General features: G+C 49.5%; 22 protein-coding genes and 1 tRNA gene. 18 read left to right on the top strand and 5 right to left on the bottom strand.

From position 1 onward, the window contains the following. The 8 genes from ACZ483_RS03715 (at position 1) to ACZ483_RS03680 (ending at position 6,752) form a co-directional block, all read left to right on the top strand. Entirely contained in the window at positions 1–1,224 is a 1,224-nt protein-coding gene (locus ACZ483_RS03715) for a baeRF12 domain-containing protein (protein ID WP_464324830.1), read from the top strand. Next, positions 1,221–1,817, top strand: coding sequence for a LabA-like NYN domain-containing protein (locus ACZ483_RS03710; protein ID WP_464324829.1), 597 nt, complete (start codon positions 1,221–1,223; stop codon positions 1,815–1,817). Before ACZ483_RS03715 ends, ACZ483_RS03710 begins: the two co-directional genes overlap by 4 nt. Beyond that, positions 1,814–2,425: an RdgB/HAM1 family non-canonical purine NTP pyrophosphatase gene (rdgB, locus tag ACZ483_RS03705; protein WP_464324828.1), complete on the top strand. Its 612-nt coding sequence runs from the start codon at positions 1,814–1,816 to the stop codon at positions 2,423–2,425. Before ACZ483_RS03710 ends, rdgB begins: the two co-directional genes overlap by 4 nt. Then, on the top strand, positions 2,409–3,653 hold the full coding sequence (locus tag ACZ483_RS03700) for a F0F1 ATP synthase subunit gamma (protein WP_464325168.1): 1,245 nt from the start codon (positions 2,409–2,411) through the stop codon (positions 3,651–3,653). The genes rdgB and ACZ483_RS03700 overlap by 17 nt, the downstream gene beginning before the upstream one ends. Then, positions 3,616–3,688, top strand: a tRNA-Lys gene (locus tag ACZ483_RS03695). The genes ACZ483_RS03700 and ACZ483_RS03695 overlap by 38 nt, the downstream gene beginning before the upstream one ends. 16 nt (positions 3,689–3,704) lie before the next feature. Further along, positions 3,705–5,507, top strand: coding sequence for a translation elongation factor 4 (gene lepA / locus ACZ483_RS03690; RefSeq protein WP_464325167.1), 1,803 nt, complete (start codon positions 3,705–3,707; stop codon positions 5,505–5,507). A gap of 7 nt (positions 5,508–5,514) precedes the next feature. After that, entirely contained in the window at positions 5,515–6,357 is an 843-nt protein-coding gene (locus tag ACZ483_RS03685) for a M23 family metallopeptidase (RefSeq protein WP_464324827.1), read from the top strand. A 2-nt stretch (positions 6,358–6,359) separates the two neighbouring features. After that, positions 6,360–6,752: a bactofilin family protein gene (locus ACZ483_RS03680; RefSeq protein ID WP_464324826.1), complete on the top strand. Its 393-nt coding sequence runs from the start codon at positions 6,360–6,362 to the stop codon at positions 6,750–6,752. Here the strand turns inward: ACZ483_RS03680 and ACZ483_RS03675 are convergent. Genes ACZ483_RS03675 through ACZ483_RS03665 form a run of 3 tightly spaced genes read right to left on the bottom strand, consistent with a single transcriptional unit; the run spans position 6,699 to position 9,467 of the window. After that, the gene (locus ACZ483_RS03675) at positions 6,699–7,658 is read right to left on the bottom strand and encodes a ketopantoate reductase family protein (RefSeq protein WP_464324825.1); all 960 of its coding nucleotides are present in this window, start codon (positions 7,656–7,658) and stop codon (positions 6,699–6,701) included. The two genes, ACZ483_RS03680 and ACZ483_RS03675, sit on opposite strands and share 54 nt — an antisense overlap. Continuing rightward, positions 7,655–8,653 carry a polysaccharide deacetylase family protein gene (locus tag ACZ483_RS03670; protein WP_464324824.1) on the bottom strand — a complete coding sequence of 333 codons (999 nt, stop codon included), beginning with the start codon at positions 8,651–8,653 and terminating at the stop codon, positions 7,655–7,657. The genes ACZ483_RS03675 and ACZ483_RS03670 overlap by 4 nt, the downstream gene beginning before the upstream one ends. Continuing rightward, positions 8,607–9,467 carry a glucosaminidase domain-containing protein gene (locus ACZ483_RS03665; protein ID WP_464324823.1) on the bottom strand — a complete coding sequence of 287 codons (861 nt, stop codon included), beginning with the start codon at positions 9,465–9,467 and terminating at the stop codon, positions 8,607–8,609. Before ACZ483_RS03665 ends, ACZ483_RS03670 begins: the two co-directional genes overlap by 47 nt. An 18-nt stretch (positions 9,468–9,485) precedes the next feature. Here ACZ483_RS03665 and dcd point away from each other — a divergent pair, with 18 nt between their 5' ends. The 10 genes from dcd (at position 9,486) to ACZ483_RS03615 (ending at position 15,977) form a co-directional block, all read left to right on the top strand. Beyond that, positions 9,486–10,022 carry a dCTP deaminase gene (gene dcd, locus ACZ483_RS03660; RefSeq protein WP_464324822.1) on the top strand — a complete coding sequence of 179 codons (537 nt, stop codon included), beginning with the start codon at positions 9,486–9,488 and terminating at the stop codon, positions 10,020–10,022. Continuing rightward, positions 10,019–10,435, top strand: a complete 417-nt coding sequence (locus ACZ483_RS03655) for a murein hydrolase activator EnvC family protein (RefSeq protein ID WP_464324821.1) — start codon at positions 10,019–10,021, stop codon at positions 10,433–10,435. The genes dcd and ACZ483_RS03655 overlap by 4 nt, the downstream gene beginning before the upstream one ends. Further along, a complete protein-coding gene (locus ACZ483_RS03650) occupies positions 10,432–10,695 on the top strand; it encodes a hypothetical protein (RefSeq protein WP_464324820.1) in 264 nt (87 codons plus the stop codon). Before ACZ483_RS03655 ends, ACZ483_RS03650 begins: the two co-directional genes overlap by 4 nt. A 7-nt stretch (positions 10,696–10,702) precedes the next feature. Then, a complete protein-coding gene (locus ACZ483_RS03645; protein WP_464324819.1) occupies positions 10,703–11,029 on the top strand; it encodes a hypothetical protein in 327 nt (108 codons plus the stop codon). 1 nt (position 11,030) lies between these two features. Further along, positions 11,031–11,471, top strand: a complete 441-nt coding sequence (locus ACZ483_RS03640; RefSeq protein ID WP_464324818.1) for a ribonuclease H-like YkuK family protein — start codon at positions 11,031–11,033, stop codon at positions 11,469–11,471. Positions 11,472–11,500: 29 nt separating this feature from the next. Further along, positions 11,501–12,145, top strand: a complete 645-nt coding sequence (locus ACZ483_RS03635; protein ID WP_464324817.1) for a septal ring lytic transglycosylase RlpA family protein — start codon at positions 11,501–11,503, stop codon at positions 12,143–12,145. Between the two features lie 33 nt (positions 12,146–12,178). Further along, positions 12,179–13,381: a class I SAM-dependent methyltransferase gene (locus tag ACZ483_RS03630; RefSeq protein ID WP_464324816.1), complete on the top strand. Its 1,203-nt coding sequence runs from the start codon at positions 12,179–12,181 to the stop codon at positions 13,379–13,381. Between the two features lie 20 nt (positions 13,382–13,401). Next, complete coding sequence (locus tag ACZ483_RS03625; RefSeq protein ID WP_464324815.1) at positions 13,402–14,805, top strand: UDP-N-acetylmuramoyl-L-alanyl-D-glutamate--2,6-diaminopimelate ligase; 1,404 nt, start codon at positions 13,402–13,404, stop codon at positions 14,803–14,805. Positions 14,806–14,807: 2 nt separating this feature from the next. Next, positions 14,808–15,071, top strand: coding sequence for a hypothetical protein (locus ACZ483_RS03620; RefSeq protein WP_464324814.1), 264 nt, complete (start codon positions 14,808–14,810; stop codon positions 15,069–15,071). A gap of 306 nt (positions 15,072–15,377) precedes the next feature. Further along, a complete protein-coding gene (locus ACZ483_RS03615; RefSeq protein WP_464324813.1) occupies positions 15,378–15,977 on the top strand; it encodes a histidine phosphatase family protein in 600 nt (199 codons plus the stop codon). Here the strand turns inward: ACZ483_RS03615 and ACZ483_RS03610 are convergent. Next, positions 15,969–17,255 (bottom strand): M23 family metallopeptidase, encoded by a 1,287-nt coding sequence (locus tag ACZ483_RS03610; RefSeq protein ID WP_464324812.1) that lies wholly within the window; start codon positions 17,253–17,255, stop codon positions 15,969–15,971. The genes ACZ483_RS03615 and ACZ483_RS03610 overlap by 9 nt on opposite strands. Then, a complete protein-coding gene (locus ACZ483_RS03605) occupies positions 17,242–17,985 on the bottom strand; it encodes a 50S ribosomal protein L11 methyltransferase (protein WP_464324811.1) in 744 nt (247 codons plus the stop codon). The genes ACZ483_RS03610 and ACZ483_RS03605 overlap by 14 nt, the downstream gene beginning before the upstream one ends. Between the last annotated feature and the right edge of the window lies 1 nt (position 17,986).

Genomic DNA, 17,986 nt, shown 5'->3' with positions numbered 1-17,986 from the left:
ATGGCAGGTCTCAGAGAAACCTTGGAAAAGCTCGCCTCCTTCAGGCCGGAAGGGGCTTACGTTACATCCCTCTACCTTCACCTAAGACCGGAAGAGAGACAGGACAACAAGTACTTACTCATCTATAAGGACATGGTTAAGGAAAAGAAGGAAGAAATTAAGAAGAGGGGTTTACCTCAGGAGGTTGTGAACTCCCTTGAGTCGGACTTCGATAAGATAGGTGGGTTCCTGTCCGATCCTAAAAACTTGGAGAGCTGCAGGGGTATAGCTATCTTCTCCTGCTCATCTAAGGGGCTCTTCGAATACGTGAAGCTTCCTTACGTTTACAGAAGCAGGCTGATGGTAGCCCCCGATCCCCTTATAAGGGAGATAGCAGCTATAGATGAGGAGTTCGGAAGGGTAGGTGTTCTTCTCGTAGACAGAAAGCACATAAGGTACTTCACGATAGACATAGAGACGGTCGGAGAGAATTTAGACTTTCTCGAGCCTCTCGCCACGAGAGCTCACAGGTTTCACAGTGGCGGATCCGCCCTCAAGGGTGCGGAGGGGACCTTCCAGCTCAAGATGCCCGCGAGGGGAGCGGCACCGAATATGGTTCAGCACTCCTACGGAGAGTGGCGCTTTCACATGAGGATAAAGGAAGAGTGGCACAGGATCCTGAAGCTTGCAGCGGATGCCGCCTTCGAGGAGTGGAAGGCTAACAAGTTCGACAGGCTCGTGGTTGGGGGATTTATAGAGGAAGGTCTCAGGGAGATAGAGAACCACCTCCACACCTACCTTAAGGAGAGGCTCGTAGGATACATAGAGATTAATCCCTCGGAGGCCAAGCCCCACGAGGTCAGGGAGAAGGTTCTCGACCTTCTGTGGGAGAAGGACAGGGAGCAGGAGAAGGAGCTCGTAAAGGAGATGGAGGAGTTGATCGGTAGAGGTCTCGCCGTTAACGGAACCTCGAAGGTTCTCGAAATGCTCTCTATAGGAAATGTGAGAACCATCCTCGTTCCGGAGGATTTTGAAAAGAGAGGTTATCTGTGTCCCCAAAGCCATCTCGTGTTCCTCAAGCCCGAGTGTCCCATTGAAGGAGAGGAGCCTATAGAGGTGGAGGACATAGTGGATGAGGTTATAGAGGAGGCTCTCGACCAGAGGGCTACCGTTGAGGTGATAATCGATCCTGAGCTTCAGAGGAAGATAGACGGTCTTGCCGCTCTACTGAGATTCGCCTTATGAACGAAGAGAGATTGATGATCTTCATAGACGGCTCCAATCTGTTCCATGGGATAAGGTATCTGAACATAAAGATCGATTACACCAGGCTCGTTGAGTTCCTTAGGGAGAGCAGGAGGCTCGTAAGAACCTACTTTTACACCGCCGTTCCTCAGGACAGGGATGTAAAGAAGGGGACTCCAGAGTGGGAAAGCCTTATAAGGCAGAGAAGGTTCTTAGACGAACTCGCCCTGTCCGGGATAAAGGTTAAGCTCGCGAAGCTCAGGAAGCTCCCTTCGGGAGAGTTCTTAGAGAAGGAGGTGGACATAATGTTAGCCACGGATATGCTCTCCCTCGCCTATCAGGATGCTTACGATACTGCCGTGCTGGTTAGCGGAGACAGCGACTTCATATATACGGTTGAGGAGGTTCAGAGGATAGGCAAGAGGGTGGAGAACGCTACTTTCAAGAAAACGAGTTCCTACAACCTTAGAAAGACCTGCGACAGGTTCATACTCCTTGACAACTTCATAGACCGCTTCACCTATGAAGAGAAACCGGCCGTTTACGAAGAGGTGGGCTTCTGGGCTAAGATAAAGAGCCTCTGGAAGAGATGAAGGTTCTCGTAGCCACAGCCAACGAGGGAAAGCTCAGGGAGATCGAGAGGATCCTCTCACCTTTGGGGATAGAGATCGTTCCTCCTGAGAGGAAGTTGGAGGTAGAGGAAAAGGGATGCACCTTCTTAGAGAACGCTTACCTGAAGGCGAAGGCTTACTATGAAGAGTTCGGTCTGCCGGCCTTGGCGGACGACTCGGGTCTCGTTGTTGAGGCTTTAGAGGGGTATCCGGGCATCTACTCGAGCAGGTTCTACTCTATAGACTTCGGTGGGAAGGAGGAGATATCCGGAAGTGTGGACGAGACCAACGTGAGGAAGCTCCTGAGACTCCTCAAAGGTAGGGAAAACAGGAAAGCGAAATTCGTCGCCTTCGTCGTCCTCTACATCGGTGATGTGGGATTCTTCAGTTCTGGGGAGTGCGAGGGAGTTATAGCCGAAGCTCCGCGAGGAGAGGGTGGATTCGGCTACGATCCCGTCTTTGTCCCCAAAGGATTTAGCAGAACGATGGCTGAGCTGAATCCAGAAGAGAAAGATTCCATCTCTCACAGGGGAAGGGCTCTCAGAAGACTGGCGGAGCTCTTGAAAGAGTGCGGTGGACTTAGAGGATAAGATAAGGACCCTTAGGGTTCTAAAGAGCACCCTCCACGTGTGGGAAGTTCTGGCTGTAAACAGGTATAAGAAGTACAGCTCGGTGGTGGGAGCTCAGCTTCCCTACTTCCTGAGACTTCAGGAGGTTTTAGAACACCTCTTCGCCCTCTACTCTGGCTTGAGATCCGAACTACTCGAAATGAGAGAGGAGAAAAGTGTGGATATCCTCCTCCTGACCACAGACAGAGGTTACGTTGGTGATCTCGTCTCCAAAACGGTAAAGGCGCTTGAGGATTTCCTCTGGGAGAAAAGGGGAAAGAAGGTCAATCTCTTCATAGCGGGAAGGAGGGGAGCCTCCTCCGGTCTCCTGAAGATGGGTGCGGTCGTCTTCGAGGGGGTTCTCACTAAGGATATAAACTGGGAAGTGGTTACCAGAATCAACGATCTCCTTGTGGAGAGGTACAGAAGGGGCTTCTCCGACGCCTGTTACGTTATATTCCAGAGGCCCGACGTAGGAGTAAGGGAGAGCGTAGAGCTGGAGGAGAGAGAAAGGAAAGAGGCCTTTATAGAGGAGAGTCCTTTCTTCTATCCGAGATTTGAGGAGGTGCTGAGGGCTAAGTCTCTTGAAATAGTGGAGAGGGGAAGGTACAGTGCTCAGATAATTAGGTTCCTACCTCCGGACATAAGAAAGAGATACTCCAGAGAGCTCGTCCTGAACATCGAGGCTGAGGAAAAGTCTTTCGTAGACGAGCTTCTCAAACTCTATCTTAGCTTCTTCCTAAGGGAGGTCTTTCTCGAACACTTCACTTCTATAAACTTTGCCAGATACAGAACCATCAGAAGGATAAACGAGAACATAGACAGGAAGCTGATCCTCTACAGGAGACTGATAAACAGGCTAAGACAGGAGAGGATAACGAAGGAGATAGAGGATATAGTCTTCGCTTACTTAGCGACCGAGGAGGTCAAGCTCAGGGATTACAGGGAGGAAGGGTACGTTCTCGAGGTGGATGTAGGGACTTCTGAGGATATTGTCTGTCAGCTTCTCAGTGCGATGGAGAGGTTCGGGATGAAGGTCAGATCGGTCGAGAGGAGAAAACTGCTTGGAGGCTTCCGCCTTGTAAGCGATAGGGACTCGATAGATCTGAGTGTTATCGGGAAGCTGTCTTCGTTGAAGCTAAAGGTTGCGGAAAGTATATTTAAAAACTTGAGGGCTGGTAGCTCAGCCGGCAGAGCAGCGGACTCTTAATCCGCGGGTCGCGGGTTCGAATCCCGCCCAGCCCATGTTATCTTTATGGACATGAGTCTGGATAGGGTAAGGAACTTCTCGATAATAGCCCACGTAGATCACGGAAAGTCCACCCTCGCAGACCGCCTTTTAGAGTTCACGGGAGCCATTACCGAAAGGGAGAAGAGGGAACAGCTCTTGGATACCTTGGACATAGAGAGGGAAAGGGGGATAACGATAAAGATGCAGGCTGTCAGGATGTTCTACAAGGCAAAGGACGGAAATACCTATAAACTACATCTGATAGACACCCCCGGACACGTGGACTTCTCCTACGAGGTTTCGAGGGCTCTTGCAGCCTGTGAGGGAGCGCTTCTCTTAGTGGACGCCACTCAGGGAATAGAAGCTCAAACGGTAGCTAACTTCTGGAAGGCTGTGGAGCAGGATCTCGTGATCATACCTGTAATAAACAAGATAGACCTGCCCGCCGCCGAGCCGGAGAGGATTATAAGGCAGATAGAGGAGGTGCTCGGTCTTCCGAAGGAAGAAGTTATCCTTGCCTCGGCGAAGGAGGGAATAGGAATAGAGGAGATCTTGGAGGCTATCGTCCAGAGAATACCCCCTCCGAAGGGTGATCCCGAAAAACCCCTCAAGGCTCTCATATTCGACTCCTACTACGATCCCTACAGAGGTGCGGTTGCCTTCGTCAGGGTCTTTGACGGAGGGGTGAGACCGGGGGACAGGATCAGGCTCTTCTCAACTGGAAAAGAGTACGAGGTTACCGAAGTGGGAGCCCAGACGCCCAAGATGACCAAGTTCGAGGAGCTCTCCGCCGGAGACGTGGGATACATAGCTGCCTCCATAAAGGACGTCAGGGACATAAGGATAGGAGACACGATAACCTTGGCGAGAAATCCCGTCAAAGAGCCGGTTCCCGGCTTCAGACCCGCAAAGCCTATGGTCTTCGCGGGGATATACCCTACCGAGGACACCACCTTTGAAGAACTCAGGGACGCCTTAGAAAAATACTCCATAAACGACTCGGCGATAGTTTATGAACCTGAAAGCTCCCCAGCCCTCGGAATGGGGTTCAGGGTCGGCTTCTTAGGACTCCTCCACATGGAGATAGTTCAGGAGAGGCTTGAGAGAGAGTACGGAGTAAAGATAATAACAACCGCACCGAACGTTATATACAGGGTTAAGAAGAAGCACACCGGTGAGGTTATAGAGGGAAGAAACCCTTCAGAATTCCCCGACAACCTCGGTCTCGTGGAAGCCGTGGAAGAGCCCTACGTACTCGTAACTATCATCACTCCCAAAGAGTACGTGGGGAACATAATGCAGCTCTGTCAGGAGAAAAGGGGAGAGCAGAAGAAGTTCTCTTACCTCGATGAGAATACTGTCATCCTCGAGTACGAGATGCCCCTCTCGGAAGTGATCTTGGACTTCCACGACAAGATCAAGACTCTATCCAGAGGATTTGCTTCCTACGACTACGAGTTCATAGGCTACAAACCTTCCGACCTTGTGAAGCTCCACGTTCTCATAAACAAAAAGCCCGTGGACGCCCTGTCTTTCATAGTCCATAGGGAGAAGGCTTACAGGAGAGCGAGGCTCATAGTGGAAAAGCTAAAGGAGACCATACCGAGACAGCTCTTCGAGATACACATACAGGCGGCCATCGGCGGTAAAGTCATCGCCTCGGAAAGGATAAAGCCCCTAAGGGCTAACGTTACGGCGAAGTGCTACGGAGGGGACGTGACGAGGAAGAAGAAGCTCCTTGAAAAGCAGAAGGAAGGAAAGAAAAGGATGAAGCAGTTCGGAAACGTCTCCCTACCACAGGAGGCTTTCCTCAGTGTTCTTAGTGTAGAATAAGAGCACTATGAGGGAGAAGGAAAAGTATATCAACCTTCTGATCGTTGGTTATGGGGGGAAAAAGGCGAAGAGCTTCCGGATCAACCGGAGCTTCATGAAAGGAGCCCTGACCGCAACGGGAACACTCCTCTTCGGTATCCTCGCCTTTTCAATTTACTCCTTTACTGAAAACCTTTACCTTAAACAGGAGCTTGCTTCGCTCAAACAGGAGAGGGAGAAGCTCCGGATACTTCTCGCCAACGAAAAGAAGAAAAATTCCTACCTTGAACAGTTCAGAGCCAAGGTGGAAGAGCTGGAGGGGAAGCTTATAACGATAGACAAGTTCCTTAGAAATAAAGGCATAAGGAAGGTTCCCAGCGGGATCGGTGGTGGAAGCTCGAAGGTGGATATACTCGATATAGAGTACGTCGATTTTCTCCAGCAGGAAGCTGTAAGAGCTCATAAGTACCTTAGTAGAATACCCCTCGGTCCTCCAGTATGGGGAAGGATAACCTCGAGGTTCGGTTACAGGAGGGACCCTTTTACCCGGAGGTTTGAATTCCACGATGGCGTGGATATAAGGGCTCGCTGGGGAACGCCTGTTAGAGCAACGGCTGAAGGCAAGGTAATATACGCCGGCTGGAAGGCTGGTTACGGTAAGACCGTCATTATAAAGCACGCTTACGGGTTTAGAACTCTCTACGCCCACATGTCCAAGATAAAGGTTAGAGCAGGCCAGTGGGTGAAATCAGGACAGATAATTGGCTACGTAGGTTCTACGGGCAAGTCCACCGGTCCCCACGTTCACTATGAGGTGTGGAGATACTCTAAAAAAACCAATCCCATAAAATACATGTATGTGAGGTGGTGATAATGTTTAAAAAAAAGGAAAACCTTAAAGTGGTGGAGAATTCGGACGTAAACACCCTTATAGGAGAGGGATGTGTCTTTGAAGGAAACCTGAACCTTGCCACTTCTACGAGAATAGACGGGAAGGTGAAAGGAAACATAAAGAGCGAAGGCATGTTGATAATAGGTGAGTCTGGAAGCGTAGAGGGAGATATAGACTGCTCCGAGATACTCATATATGGAAATGTCAAGGGGAACGTTGATGCGGGCAGGATAGAGCTTAAGAGGGGGGCAAGCCTATCCGGCGATATAAGGGTAGACGTACTCGTAATAGAAGAGGGGGCTGTTTACAACGGACACTGTTCAATGGGAAGAACCAACGTCGCCCAATCGTCTTCCGCCGAGGGACCGGATTGACTCCTTAGCCTTTACGAGTTCGGTTATGACGAAGTTGATCGGCGTGGGAACCCCGTACTTTTTACCGAGTTTAACTATCGCTCCGTTCAGCGAGTCTATTTCCGTTTTCCCCCTTTTTATGTCCACCAGCATGGAGGGATAGTGGGCTGCGGTAGGAGGAATGAGCTTCCCGTAAAACACCTTAAGATATTCGTCGGCACTATCCCAGAAGGTTTCTATACCAGCCTTATCGATAACAGCGAAGATCTCCCTCACTACGTCGTCCATTATCTCCTTGGTATAGGGATTTCCCGCTAAGGTTCCGTAGTTTACCTCCAACAGCGCTCCAAGGGGGTTCAGGGCGCAGTTGTAGATTATTTTGTCCCAGAGGAACTTGTATACTTCCCTATCGTACCTTGTCGGTATCCCTGCTTTTGTAAAGAGAGCGGCGAGACCCCTCAGGAAGTCCTCATCCATCTTGCCCGAGGGATCTCCTATCACGACGTCGTCGGCACACACCGTTATCTTGATGTGTCCGGACTCTATAACCTCCGAGCCGAAGATAACCCTCCCCAGGATAACTCTCCCCTCTCCGAAGATCTCGACAGCCTTCTCGTAGTTCCCGTAGCCGTTCTGGGCTATCAGGATCTTTGTTCTGTCGCCCACTAAGTTTCTTATCGATCTGAGAGCCCCCTCCGTGTCGTAGGACTTGACCGAGAGAAGGATTACGTCGGGCTCGAACCAGACCTTCTCTGGATCGTCCACCGTCTTCACCTTCACCTCAAAATTTCCCCATATCCCCTCCACCCTTATCTTCTCCAAACTTCTTCCTTGCTTTAGAAGTCCTACCGCTTCGTGACCTGACCTCGTCAGAAAAGCTAAGTAAGCGCTCCCTATGGCTCCTACACCGACTATTAGAAACTTCATCTCCAGTCCTTTATTATCATCCAGAAGCTCTCAGCCCATTTCCCTGTTTCCACGTTTCTGCACTTAACACCTACTCTGTTCCATTTCCTCTTAAGCTCCACTAAGTCGTCTCTGTATACGAGAGTTCCCTCTCTCTTGGCTATCCTCCACCCGAGCTCGGTGATGTAGATTCTGCAGTTTCTGTATCTCCCAGGGAAGAGGAGAACGGCTCCTATCCTCTCAGGGGGATTCTCTATAAACCCGTAGCCCGGAACGAGCCCCTTCAAGGGGAGGGGCTCCCTACTCAGCTTCTTCCTAAAGTTTTCCATTCTGCTCCAGCTTCCTACTATAGCCTGCCTTGGAATTCTGAATGGTTCAGTGAAGGGTCCGACGTTTCCCGGATCCTGAGTAAGGACGGCGGTGTAACCTCTTTCCTTCAATATCTCCAAGACTTCCCTGTTGTAATATCCGTAAGGGAGGGCGTAGAGCTCCGGTTTCCTTCCGAAAAGCTTCATAAACCTACTCTCGCTCTTCTCAAGATCCTCTAAAAAGGCCTTTTTGTCCTTCATTAGTCCGAAAGCTCTGTGGGAGTAGGAATGGTTTTCGAAGTCCACCTTTCCATACCTCTCCATCTCCCTTATGTCTTCCAACGTGAGGAAGTCCGGATACCTCCCGATCGCCTCCATGTAAAGGAAGACCGTAAAGGGATAACCGTACTTTCTTAAGATCTTGAAGGCTTCCACCGTGCTCTTATACCCGTCGTCTATAGTTATCACTACCGTTTTTTCAGGTATATCCCTTCCGTCATGGATAAGTCTAAGGAGTTCCTTAAGGGGAACTACCCTGTAGCCGTTCTTTTTAAGGTATCTCATCTGAGCCTCGAAGTCTTCAAGCGAAACCGAGGTGGTAGGGTACCTGTCGTCTCCGAACCTGTGGTAGAGGAGAATGACTCCGTAGCCGGCTAATACCTCACCTGAGATAAGAAGGATCGAGAGCGCAAAGATCAAGCCTCTCAAGATCGTTCTCCCTGATGATCCTTCTGATCTTTCTGACATACATCTCCCTCTCTATGGAGTAAAAGTCCAAGAACCTGGAAAGGCTTAGCGGATCGAAGGTTTTCAACCTGTGCTTACGGAATCCCTCATAAGCCCATCCGACGTTCACATTGTAAATATACTCTCTCACCGCATCGAGGATAGTATCGAACTTCCTCAGGGAGGCTTTGCCCCCGAGGGAAGGTATCGAGTCTTCGTCCCTCTTGAAGGTCCATATACCGAAGGGGTTGTTCCCTTCAACGAAGAACCTCGACGTTCCCCAGCCGCTCTCTATCGCAGCTTGGGCTATGACGAGGCTCGGGGGCACAGGGTTCGCCTTCACGAGAGCCTCCTCTATGGAATCCGACCTGCACCTGTCCAAGATGCTCTCCACGAAGTTAACCTCTTCTCTCGTAAGCTTCAGTCCGCCCCTCAGCTTCTCGAGAATTCTGATCAGGTTCTCCCTCGTGTATCTTACTTCGTAGTTTACGATCAAAACCGAGGGAAGCAGGAAGTCGATGAACTTCTTTTTCCTCTCCTCTGGAGATAGAGAAGCTAAGGACACGGCTCTCCTGTAGGTAACTGGAGTAACACCGTCACACTCTATCGGAACTATATCTTCGGGAGTCTGCGGATCCACATAGATTATTCTTATCTTTGGTATCTCTATGAGCGTTACTTGGGAGGATACGATCTTCTTAACCTTATTCTCCTCCGGAAGGGACTTCTCTACGGTGTAAAAGATAGCGACCACGAAGAGGAAGAGGAGGGTGACACTGAGTATTCGTGCTCTCATGCCCTTATAATTTTAGTCATGATACTGAGCGATAGAACTATAAAGGAGCTCATAAGCAGAGGAGAGCTTGTAATAGAACCACTCGAGGAAGGACAGATCCAGTGCTCCTCCGTCGATCTGAGGCTTGGAAATGAGTTCGGAAGGTATGCCGACGAGGAGGTAATAGACGTTAGGAGAGGAGCGGGGTCTGTGAGGATAGAGAAGGTGAAGGATTACGTAGAGATAGCTCCCAAAGAGTTCCTTCTCGCCACCACTGTGGAGTACATAAAGCTACCCTCTCACGTTACCGCCTTCGTTGAGGGAAGGTCCTCCCTCGGAAGGCTCGGGCTCTTCATAGAGAACGCGGGCTGGGTAGACGCAGGTTTTGAGGGTCAGATAACCTTAGAGCTCTACAACGCCAACAGCGTTCCCATAAGGCTACACGTAGGTATGAGGATATGCCAGCTCGTCTTCGCGAAGCTCGACGGCGTTCCAGAAAAGATCTACTCGGGAAAGTATAAAGGGCAGAGGGGAGTGACTCCCTCCAGGATAGAGATGGACGGGGATATAAGATGAGGACCTTTCTCCTCTTAGCCCTTCTACTTCTTGCCTCCTGTGCTCCCAAGGTGGTAAAGGTCGAGAAACCCACCATCCCCACTTACTATAAGCCCGTTAAGGGAGAGATCCTGAAAAAGAAGAGAGGGGTTTTTATAAGGAGCAGGTGTGGTGAGTTTGTGAGGGCTGTGGAGGCTGGAGAGGTAGTTTACGCCGGGAGGGACCTAAATAACTACGGATGGGTGGTTATAATTAAGCAAAAGGACGGGCTCGTTTCCGTATATGGAAAGCTTGGTAAACCTTGGGTAAGAGCGGGAGAGAGAGTAAGGAGCAGACAGGTGATAGGCAGAGTCGCCAAGGGGAGGATGGGTTGCGGACTATACTACGAGCTGAGGAACTCGCGGGGTGAACCGGTGGAGGTGAGGATGAGATGAGATTGGTACTTTTCCTAACTATCTTTACATCCCTATCCTTCGGCGTGGAGCCACCGGACAGGTGCGAGGTGAAGTACAAGAAGTGTGTTTTCGACTGCGTACAGGAGTTCCCCTTAGATGAGGAGAAGAGAGAAGGCTGTAAGACGAGATGTAAGTTAGACAAGGGACTCTGTAAGACTCTGGAAACTATGGAGAAGCTTGGTGAGAGCGTTAAGGAATTCCTCGAAGGCTTCTTTTCAGAAAGGAAAGAAAGCATATAATTTTTTTATGCGTATTTCGGAGCTTTCAGAAAGGCAAAAAGAGTTCCTCAAGAACATCTTCGAGCTCTCGGAACTCCCTGAGGACAGACAGCTTGAGGAGTTTTTAAAAGAGAGAGGTTGTGAGCTTTACGAGTGCATAGAGTGCGGTAATATCGTTTTTCACGACAACTACGAGTTCTGGAACCTGAGCGAGTGCTGTGACGACAACTCCAAACTCACTCCTAAGGGTCTTCTCTGTGAGGTGTGCTACTCCAGGAGTCCGGAGAACATGAGGTACTGGGTGATGTTTAAGCCCAGCTGGTACAAGGACGTGGACTTCGATACGAAGAGTTGATATGCCGCACTTTAGAGACATAGAGGAGGTGAGGGAGTTTATAAAAAACTCCTCCGAAGGCAGCGCCATATACGTCGGTTGTGATTCCAGGCAGTTCAGGAGTAAGACTATATTCGTCACCGTTGTGGTAGTTCACATAAACTCCAATCACGGAGCAAAGATATTCTGGCAGGTAGACAGGGTGAGGAGGATAGACTCCATAAGACAGAGACTCCTGGAGGAGGTAAACAGGGCAGTCTACACCGCTCTGATGATCGCCGACGTGGTTGGGAACAGACCCTTCGAGGTTCATCTCGACATAAATCCAAATCCCGATCACAGGTCGAGCGTGATAGTCAAGGAGGCTGTGGGTTACGTTCTCGCCCAGGGGCTTAAACCTGTTCTCAAGCCCGACGCGATAGCTGCCTCCGCGGTGGCTGACTTCTTCGCCGGTAAATTCTGAGTTTCCTGCCGAATAATATATCTGACACCATGGGGGTGTTCTTGCTCGCTCTGATCTTTACGATTCTCTCCTGTGCGCCCAAGATTAAGCATGAACACAAGGGTCTGTCAGCGCCCTGTCCCACGAGAACCTATATGGTGGTCAGATACTGCCCAACGAAGTACGCCTACTCCGACAGGCTTCAGCACAAGAGCAGGATAAAGGTAAAGAGTTTGGAGACTGGCAAGAGCGTTACTATATCGGTTAGGCTCAATAAAAACGTAAAGGGGCTCTGTATACCTAAGAGATTCAAGTACTTTATGAGTAGAGGGAACTCCTTCAGAGCTGAGGTGAGAGTGCTCAGATGCGGGGAGAACGGGGTAAAGAGGTGCCCGAAATACATCAGAGGCTATGCCTCTTGGTACGGTCCCAAGTTCCACGGGAGGAGAACCGCCTCGGGGAGCAGGTTCAACATGCATGACTACGTAGCAGCTCACAGAACGCTTCCCTTTGGAACGATCCTTCTTGTTAAGAACCTTAAGAACGGCAGAACGGTCAAAGTTAAGGTGATGGACAGGGGTCCCTACGTGAGAGGTAGGCATCTCGATCTCTCCTACGCTGCCGCCAAGAAGTTAGGCATGACGAGGGACGGGGTAATCCCCTTCATAGCTGAGGTTCTCAGGTGCGGAGGTTAGGCTATATTAATAGCTAAAACAGGAGGGAAGGCGATGGTAAAGGAGAGGGTGGTCGGGAAGATTCTTGGGGAGATAAACTCTCGAGGGGAGGAGAGCATAGGAATAGAGCTACCTGACGGTAAGAGGATACCCGAGACCGATGTAAACCACAGGGTCATTTTCAAAAGCTGGGACGTGTTCAACAGGACCCTCAGAGATCTTGAAATGGGCTTCGGTGAGGGCTACATGAGAGGTGAGATAGAGGTTGATGGAGATCTTGAGAAGCTCTTGATAGCTGGGAGCAGGTACATAAACGATATGGAAAAAAAGAGAGGCTTCTCCGTACTATTCTTCAAGTTTTTGAACGGTATAAGCATGATAAACAGGCTGAAGGAGGCTGAGAACGTAAAGCACCACTACGATCTTGGAAACGACTTCTACAAACTCTGGCTTGACGAATCTATGACCTACTCCTGTGCCTTTTTTCCTTCGAAAGACACGACCTTAGAGGAAGCTCAGAGGGAAAAGAGGAGGATAATTTACGAGAAACTCCTCCTTCAAGACGGCGACAGGCTTCTTGATATAGGGTGTGGTTGGGGTTCGATAATCTTAGAAAGTGCCGAGCTATACGATATAAAGTGCGTTGGGATAACCCTTTCGGAGAATCAATACGAACATGTAAAGGAGGAGATAAAGAGGAGAGGGCTCGAAGATAGAGTTGAGGTTTACCTGATGCACTACGCGGATCTACCTGACTTGGGGAGAAGGTTCAACAAGATTGTTTCGGTGGGTATGTTCGAGCACGTGGGAAGAGAGCATTACAGAACCTTCTTCAAGACGGTTGAAAAGGTGATGGAGCACGGAGGACTATTCCTGCTTCACACCATAGGTAAGGTTCATCCCGGTCCACAGAGCAGGTGGATAAGGAAGTACATATTCCCCGGCGGATACCTACCCGGTATACCGGAGGTTCTGTGCGCCTTTGAGGGAACGGACTTCAACCTTATAGACATAGACGACTGGAGACTTCATTACTACCGGACTCTCAAGGAATGGAGGAGAAGGTTCTGGGAGAACGTTGATAGGATAAGGGAGATGTACGGCGAAGAGTTCATCAGGATGTGGGATCTATACCTCGTCTCTGCAGCAGTTTCTTTCTATACCGGCAGCAATCACCTCTTTCAGTACCTATTTTCTAAGGGTGTCAAGAACGATTATCCTGTTATGAGGAGATCTATATACGTAGAGACAAGCTGATCGTCTATATTAATCCTCATATGGCTCTCCCAGATATTCTTCTAAGGACGCTGAGAGAGGTTAAGGGGATAACCTCTGATTCAAGGGAGATAAAGGAGGGCTACCTATTCTTTGCTATAAAAGGAGCCAACCACGACGGGCATGACTTTGTTAAAGATGCTTTCAGAAAGGGAGCTGTGGCCGCTGTCGTAGAGAAGGATCTGCCCTTTGAGAACCTGATCAGGGTGGAAGATACGAAAAAAGCTCTCGGAGAGAGTGCAAGTATCTTCTTCGGAGAGCCGAGCAAAAAGTTAAGGATAGTTGGAGTAACTGGGACGAACGGTAAAACCACAACAACTTACCTGATAGAAAAGATATTGAACACCGCTGGCTACAAAGCCGGACTTCTCGGAACTATACACTACAGGCTCGGGAACAGGATCCTCGGTTCCGGGAGGACGACGCCGGATCAGATAACTTGGCACAGAACCTTAAGAAAGATGCTCGATCTTGGCGCGACCCACGTGATTTCCGAAGTCTCCTCCCACGCCTTAGATCAGGAGAGGGTTTGGGGAACCGAGTTCGAAGCGGTTATATTCACCAATCTGACCCAGGATCATCTTGATTACCACGGGAGCATGGAAAGCTACTTCAAGGCTAAGGAGAGATTGTTTTTAGATTACAACTACCGCTTCGCGGTGGTAAATGCGGACGATCCTTACGGGCGGAGACTTTCCAAAGAGATAGGAAACAGAGCTATAACCTACGGCAGAGAAGGAGATCTGAGAATAAGGGAGTTCGAAACGGGATTTAACGGATCGAAGCTCGTCCTCGAGTATAAAGGTAAAAACTACAAGTTCTTCTCGAATCTAATCGGGGACTTTCAGGCTTACAACCTGTCTGCCGCCGTGGGTTATGCTCTGGAGGCGGGAATAGATAGGGAGGTGCTTCAGGAAGCCCTGAAGGACATTTACGTTCCGGGGAGGTTCGAGGTTTACCGTTCTGAAAAAGGTTTTCTTGTGGTAGTGGATTACGCCCATACGCCGGACGCGATGGATAACGTGCTAAGAACGGTTAGGAAACTCGCGAAGGGAAAGGTCATAACCGTCTTCGGAGCGGGAGGGGATAGGGATAGGAGCAAAAGGCCTTCAATGGCAGCGGCAGCGGAGAAGTGGAGTGATCTCGTTGTGGTTACCTCCGACAACCCGAGGAGCGAAGATCCTCTCAGGATAATAGAGGACATTCTCGAAGGGATAAAGGACGGGAGCAGAGTAATCGTAGAACCAGACAGGCGGGAGGCCATTTATAAAGCGATACATTCAGCTGAGGAGGGTGATATAGTAGCCATTCTGGGAAAAGGGCACGAAGACTATCAGGAGATCAAAGGGGTAAAATATCCCTTCAGTGATTCCGAAGTGGTTAAAGAATTCATACAAAGGAGGTAAGAATGTCCTGTGATTTCGAGTCCCTCTACTACAACCTGAAACAGGAGCTTTTAGAGGTGTTCAGGGAAGCGGACAAGCCTATACCGCGCGTGAAGATAAGGGATCTTAAGTCGGCGAGGGTTTGTGGTCTTGTTAACCTCGCGAAGATGATCCTCTACTTCGAAACACTCGGAGTACTCGTGATAGTGAATAGGGATGAAAACTACCAAAACTGGGAGATAGACATTCAAGCGCAGGTTCTTGATGTTCTATTCGAGCAGATATGAGCAGAGAAGACCTTATTTACACTATCTGGAAAGGTGCGGCAATTGCCTTTGCTGGCGTTGTGTCCTTTCTGGCGGACTTAATGCGTAAGTATCCTAACTTTGAAAGTGTGGGAGGGAGATTTGTTTTTTATGCTTCTATCGGTGTAAGCTTTGCTCTTGCAATCTCCCCGATTATGCTGACAATTAAACTTTGGAGGAGTACCGGATGAACGCGGATACAGTTCTTATGCTGGGTGTGGTTATAGCTATTTTTATAGGAACTCTGACTTACGTTGGTTCTGTAAATCCTAAGGCTGAAAGGCATACATGAAAAGAATTTATCTCGTAAGGCACGCTCAGAGCGAGTTCAACGAGAAGGGGATCTTCCAGGGTAGGCTCGACAGCGATCTGACTCCTTTAGGTTTCGTGCAGGCTCGGATGGTGGCAAGATTCTTAGAAAATGAGGGTATAGAGGCAATCCTATCCTCCCCCCAGAGGAGAGCTTACAAGACCGCCCTCACGATAGGGGACGTTCTCGATCTCGAGGTTGAGGTGGACGAGAGGATAAGGGAGATGTCCTTTGGAATCTTGGAGGGACAGCACTTTTGGGAACTCTTCGACAGGGAGAGAGAGATGATGCTCGGTTGGCTCAAGAATCCAGTGGAGAACCCCCTTCCCACTCAGGAACCGATGGAGAACTTCGAAAAGAGGCTACTTAGCTTCATCGAGGATCTGACAAAAAGGGGAGAGGAGAGTATAGTTGTTGTTGGGCACGGCGGAACCCTTCACGGAATAGTTTGTTTAAGCCTCGGTTTAGGTCTCGACAAGCTCTGGCGGATCCACATGGATAACACGGGAGTAACGCTCTTAGAGTACGACGGCGGCTTTAGGCTCGTTTACCTCAACAAGCTTTGTCACCTACTCTGAGAAAACAGGTTCTATCCTTGTCCTTATCCACTTTGCGTCCCACCACTCTAAGGGTGTAACTTCCAAGCCATCTACCAGTATTCCGAAGTGGAGGTGGTCTCCAAACGCCAGTCCTGTCATATCCGTTACCCCTATTATCTGTCCTTTTTTCACAAAGTCCCCCTCCTTGACTCTGAAGTCGGCGAGATGGGCGTAAAGGCTCATGAGTCCGTAGCCGTGATCTATTATCACGGTGTTTCCGTATATTCCCAGGTCTCCTGCAAAGGCAACCACACCGCTGTTCGCCGCGGGCACCTTAGCGTTCTTGACCGAGGCGAGATCGTATCCTAAATGCCAACTCTTGCTTATGGTCTTCCCTCCGTAGGTGTACCTTCTGAACTCTCCGAACCTTGAAATGACCTTGCTGTTCTTCATCTGCAGGAACTTCCCCTTCCAGTATCTTTCTGACGAGGACTTCCTCCCTATCTCCTCTATCTTCTTAATGCTCTCCTTTCTGATATCTTCGTTTACCTTCTTAAAGAGAGTAACGAAGTCGATCTCCTCGTTCACCCCACCCAGTATCGTTGCGAGCTTGGGTCTTATAGCCTTCTCCTTCCCTTTAAGCTCTATTTTCAGTTTTTTAAAGTTGTTCCTCTTTATCCCGGTTCCGAGGGGTATCACCGTCCTGTTCCCGACGCCGTCAACGGCAACTACCTTTATAACGTCCCTCGTAGATACGGTCACGGGAACACCGAAGAGAGATATGTAGGTTTTTTCTCCCACTTCGTAAGATCTGAAGCGCCTTTCTCCTACTTCAACGTAAAGATCTACCGGTTCACTCACACGAGCTCTGATAGCACCGGATCCACCCTGAAGAACCGTGTAGGGTGCGTAAACTATGTGAACACGGGGTGGCTGAGTATCCACAACGGCGGAGACCTCAAAGCTGTCCCTTAGGAGAAAAAATCTTCTGAGTTCCACGACTATGTTGACATCACCGTCCCGAAGTCCCATCTTTCTGGGTTCCACCGTGAAGCGTACTTCATTGACAGCCTTAGGGAGCTTCCCCTCAAAGATGAGAACTTCCTTGCTACCTTGTCTTGCAATTACGCTAACTTTATCCACGTAAGCTCTTGGGGCTATTATCAGGCTGATTTCCTTCTTCTTAGGGAGTTTTTCAAGCTCTTTCAGGTTCTCCACCTTAGGCTTTAGAAAGAAGAGGTTGTAAACCGAAAAACCAATGATACCGAGGAGCGCAAGTATGACGAAAATTCTGATTATCTTTTTAATTCCCTGCATGGCTCACCCTCACACCGAACCAGTTCTCTTCCTCAAGTATTTTAACGATCTTCATATTCTCATCGCTCAGCATGCGCTCGAACTCCTCCATCTCTTCCTTCCCAAATATTCCGGAGAGAACTGCCTCCCTTCTGAACAACCCCTTGAGATCTTTTAGCTCCTCCCTGAATATGGGAAGCTCAAGATTAGCTACGAGTATTTCGAACTTTTCCTTTACCTCAGAAGGTCTTCCCATCCTACACTCTACCTTAACACCGTTGAGCTTGGCGTTTTCCCTGCACTCTCTTATCGCTTCTTCGCTCACGTCTATTCCAAGGACCCTTTTCGCTCCGAGGAGTTTGGAGACTATCGCGAGTATCCCGCTTCCTGTCCCGACATCCAAGAGGCTATCCCCCTTTCTGATAACCTCTTTTAGAAGTTTTATGCATAGCCTCGTCGTGGGGTGAAGTCCCGTCCCGAAAGCCATTCCGGGATTTATAAGAACCGGCTTCTTCCAGGGAGGTATTATCACGAAGTCATCGACCTCCACGGGACCAAAGCCCTTCTTCCAGTCCTTCCAGTTCTCTTTTATCTCCTCCACCCCGATCGGCTCAAGATCTCTTACAGGCTCGTAGGTTGCAAAAACAACCTCACCCTCTCGCCTTTCGATAACCTCAAGGGGGATTTCCCTCAGGCTCAGGAGGCTCCATAAGCTCTCTTCTGCAAGTCTGTATATGTATCTCTTTGCCACT

This window comes from Hydrogenivirga okinawensis, from assembly GCF_055385515.1.
Note: the sequence above shows the minus strand (reverse complement) of the source record. Positions and strands in the feature narration are given on the sequence as shown.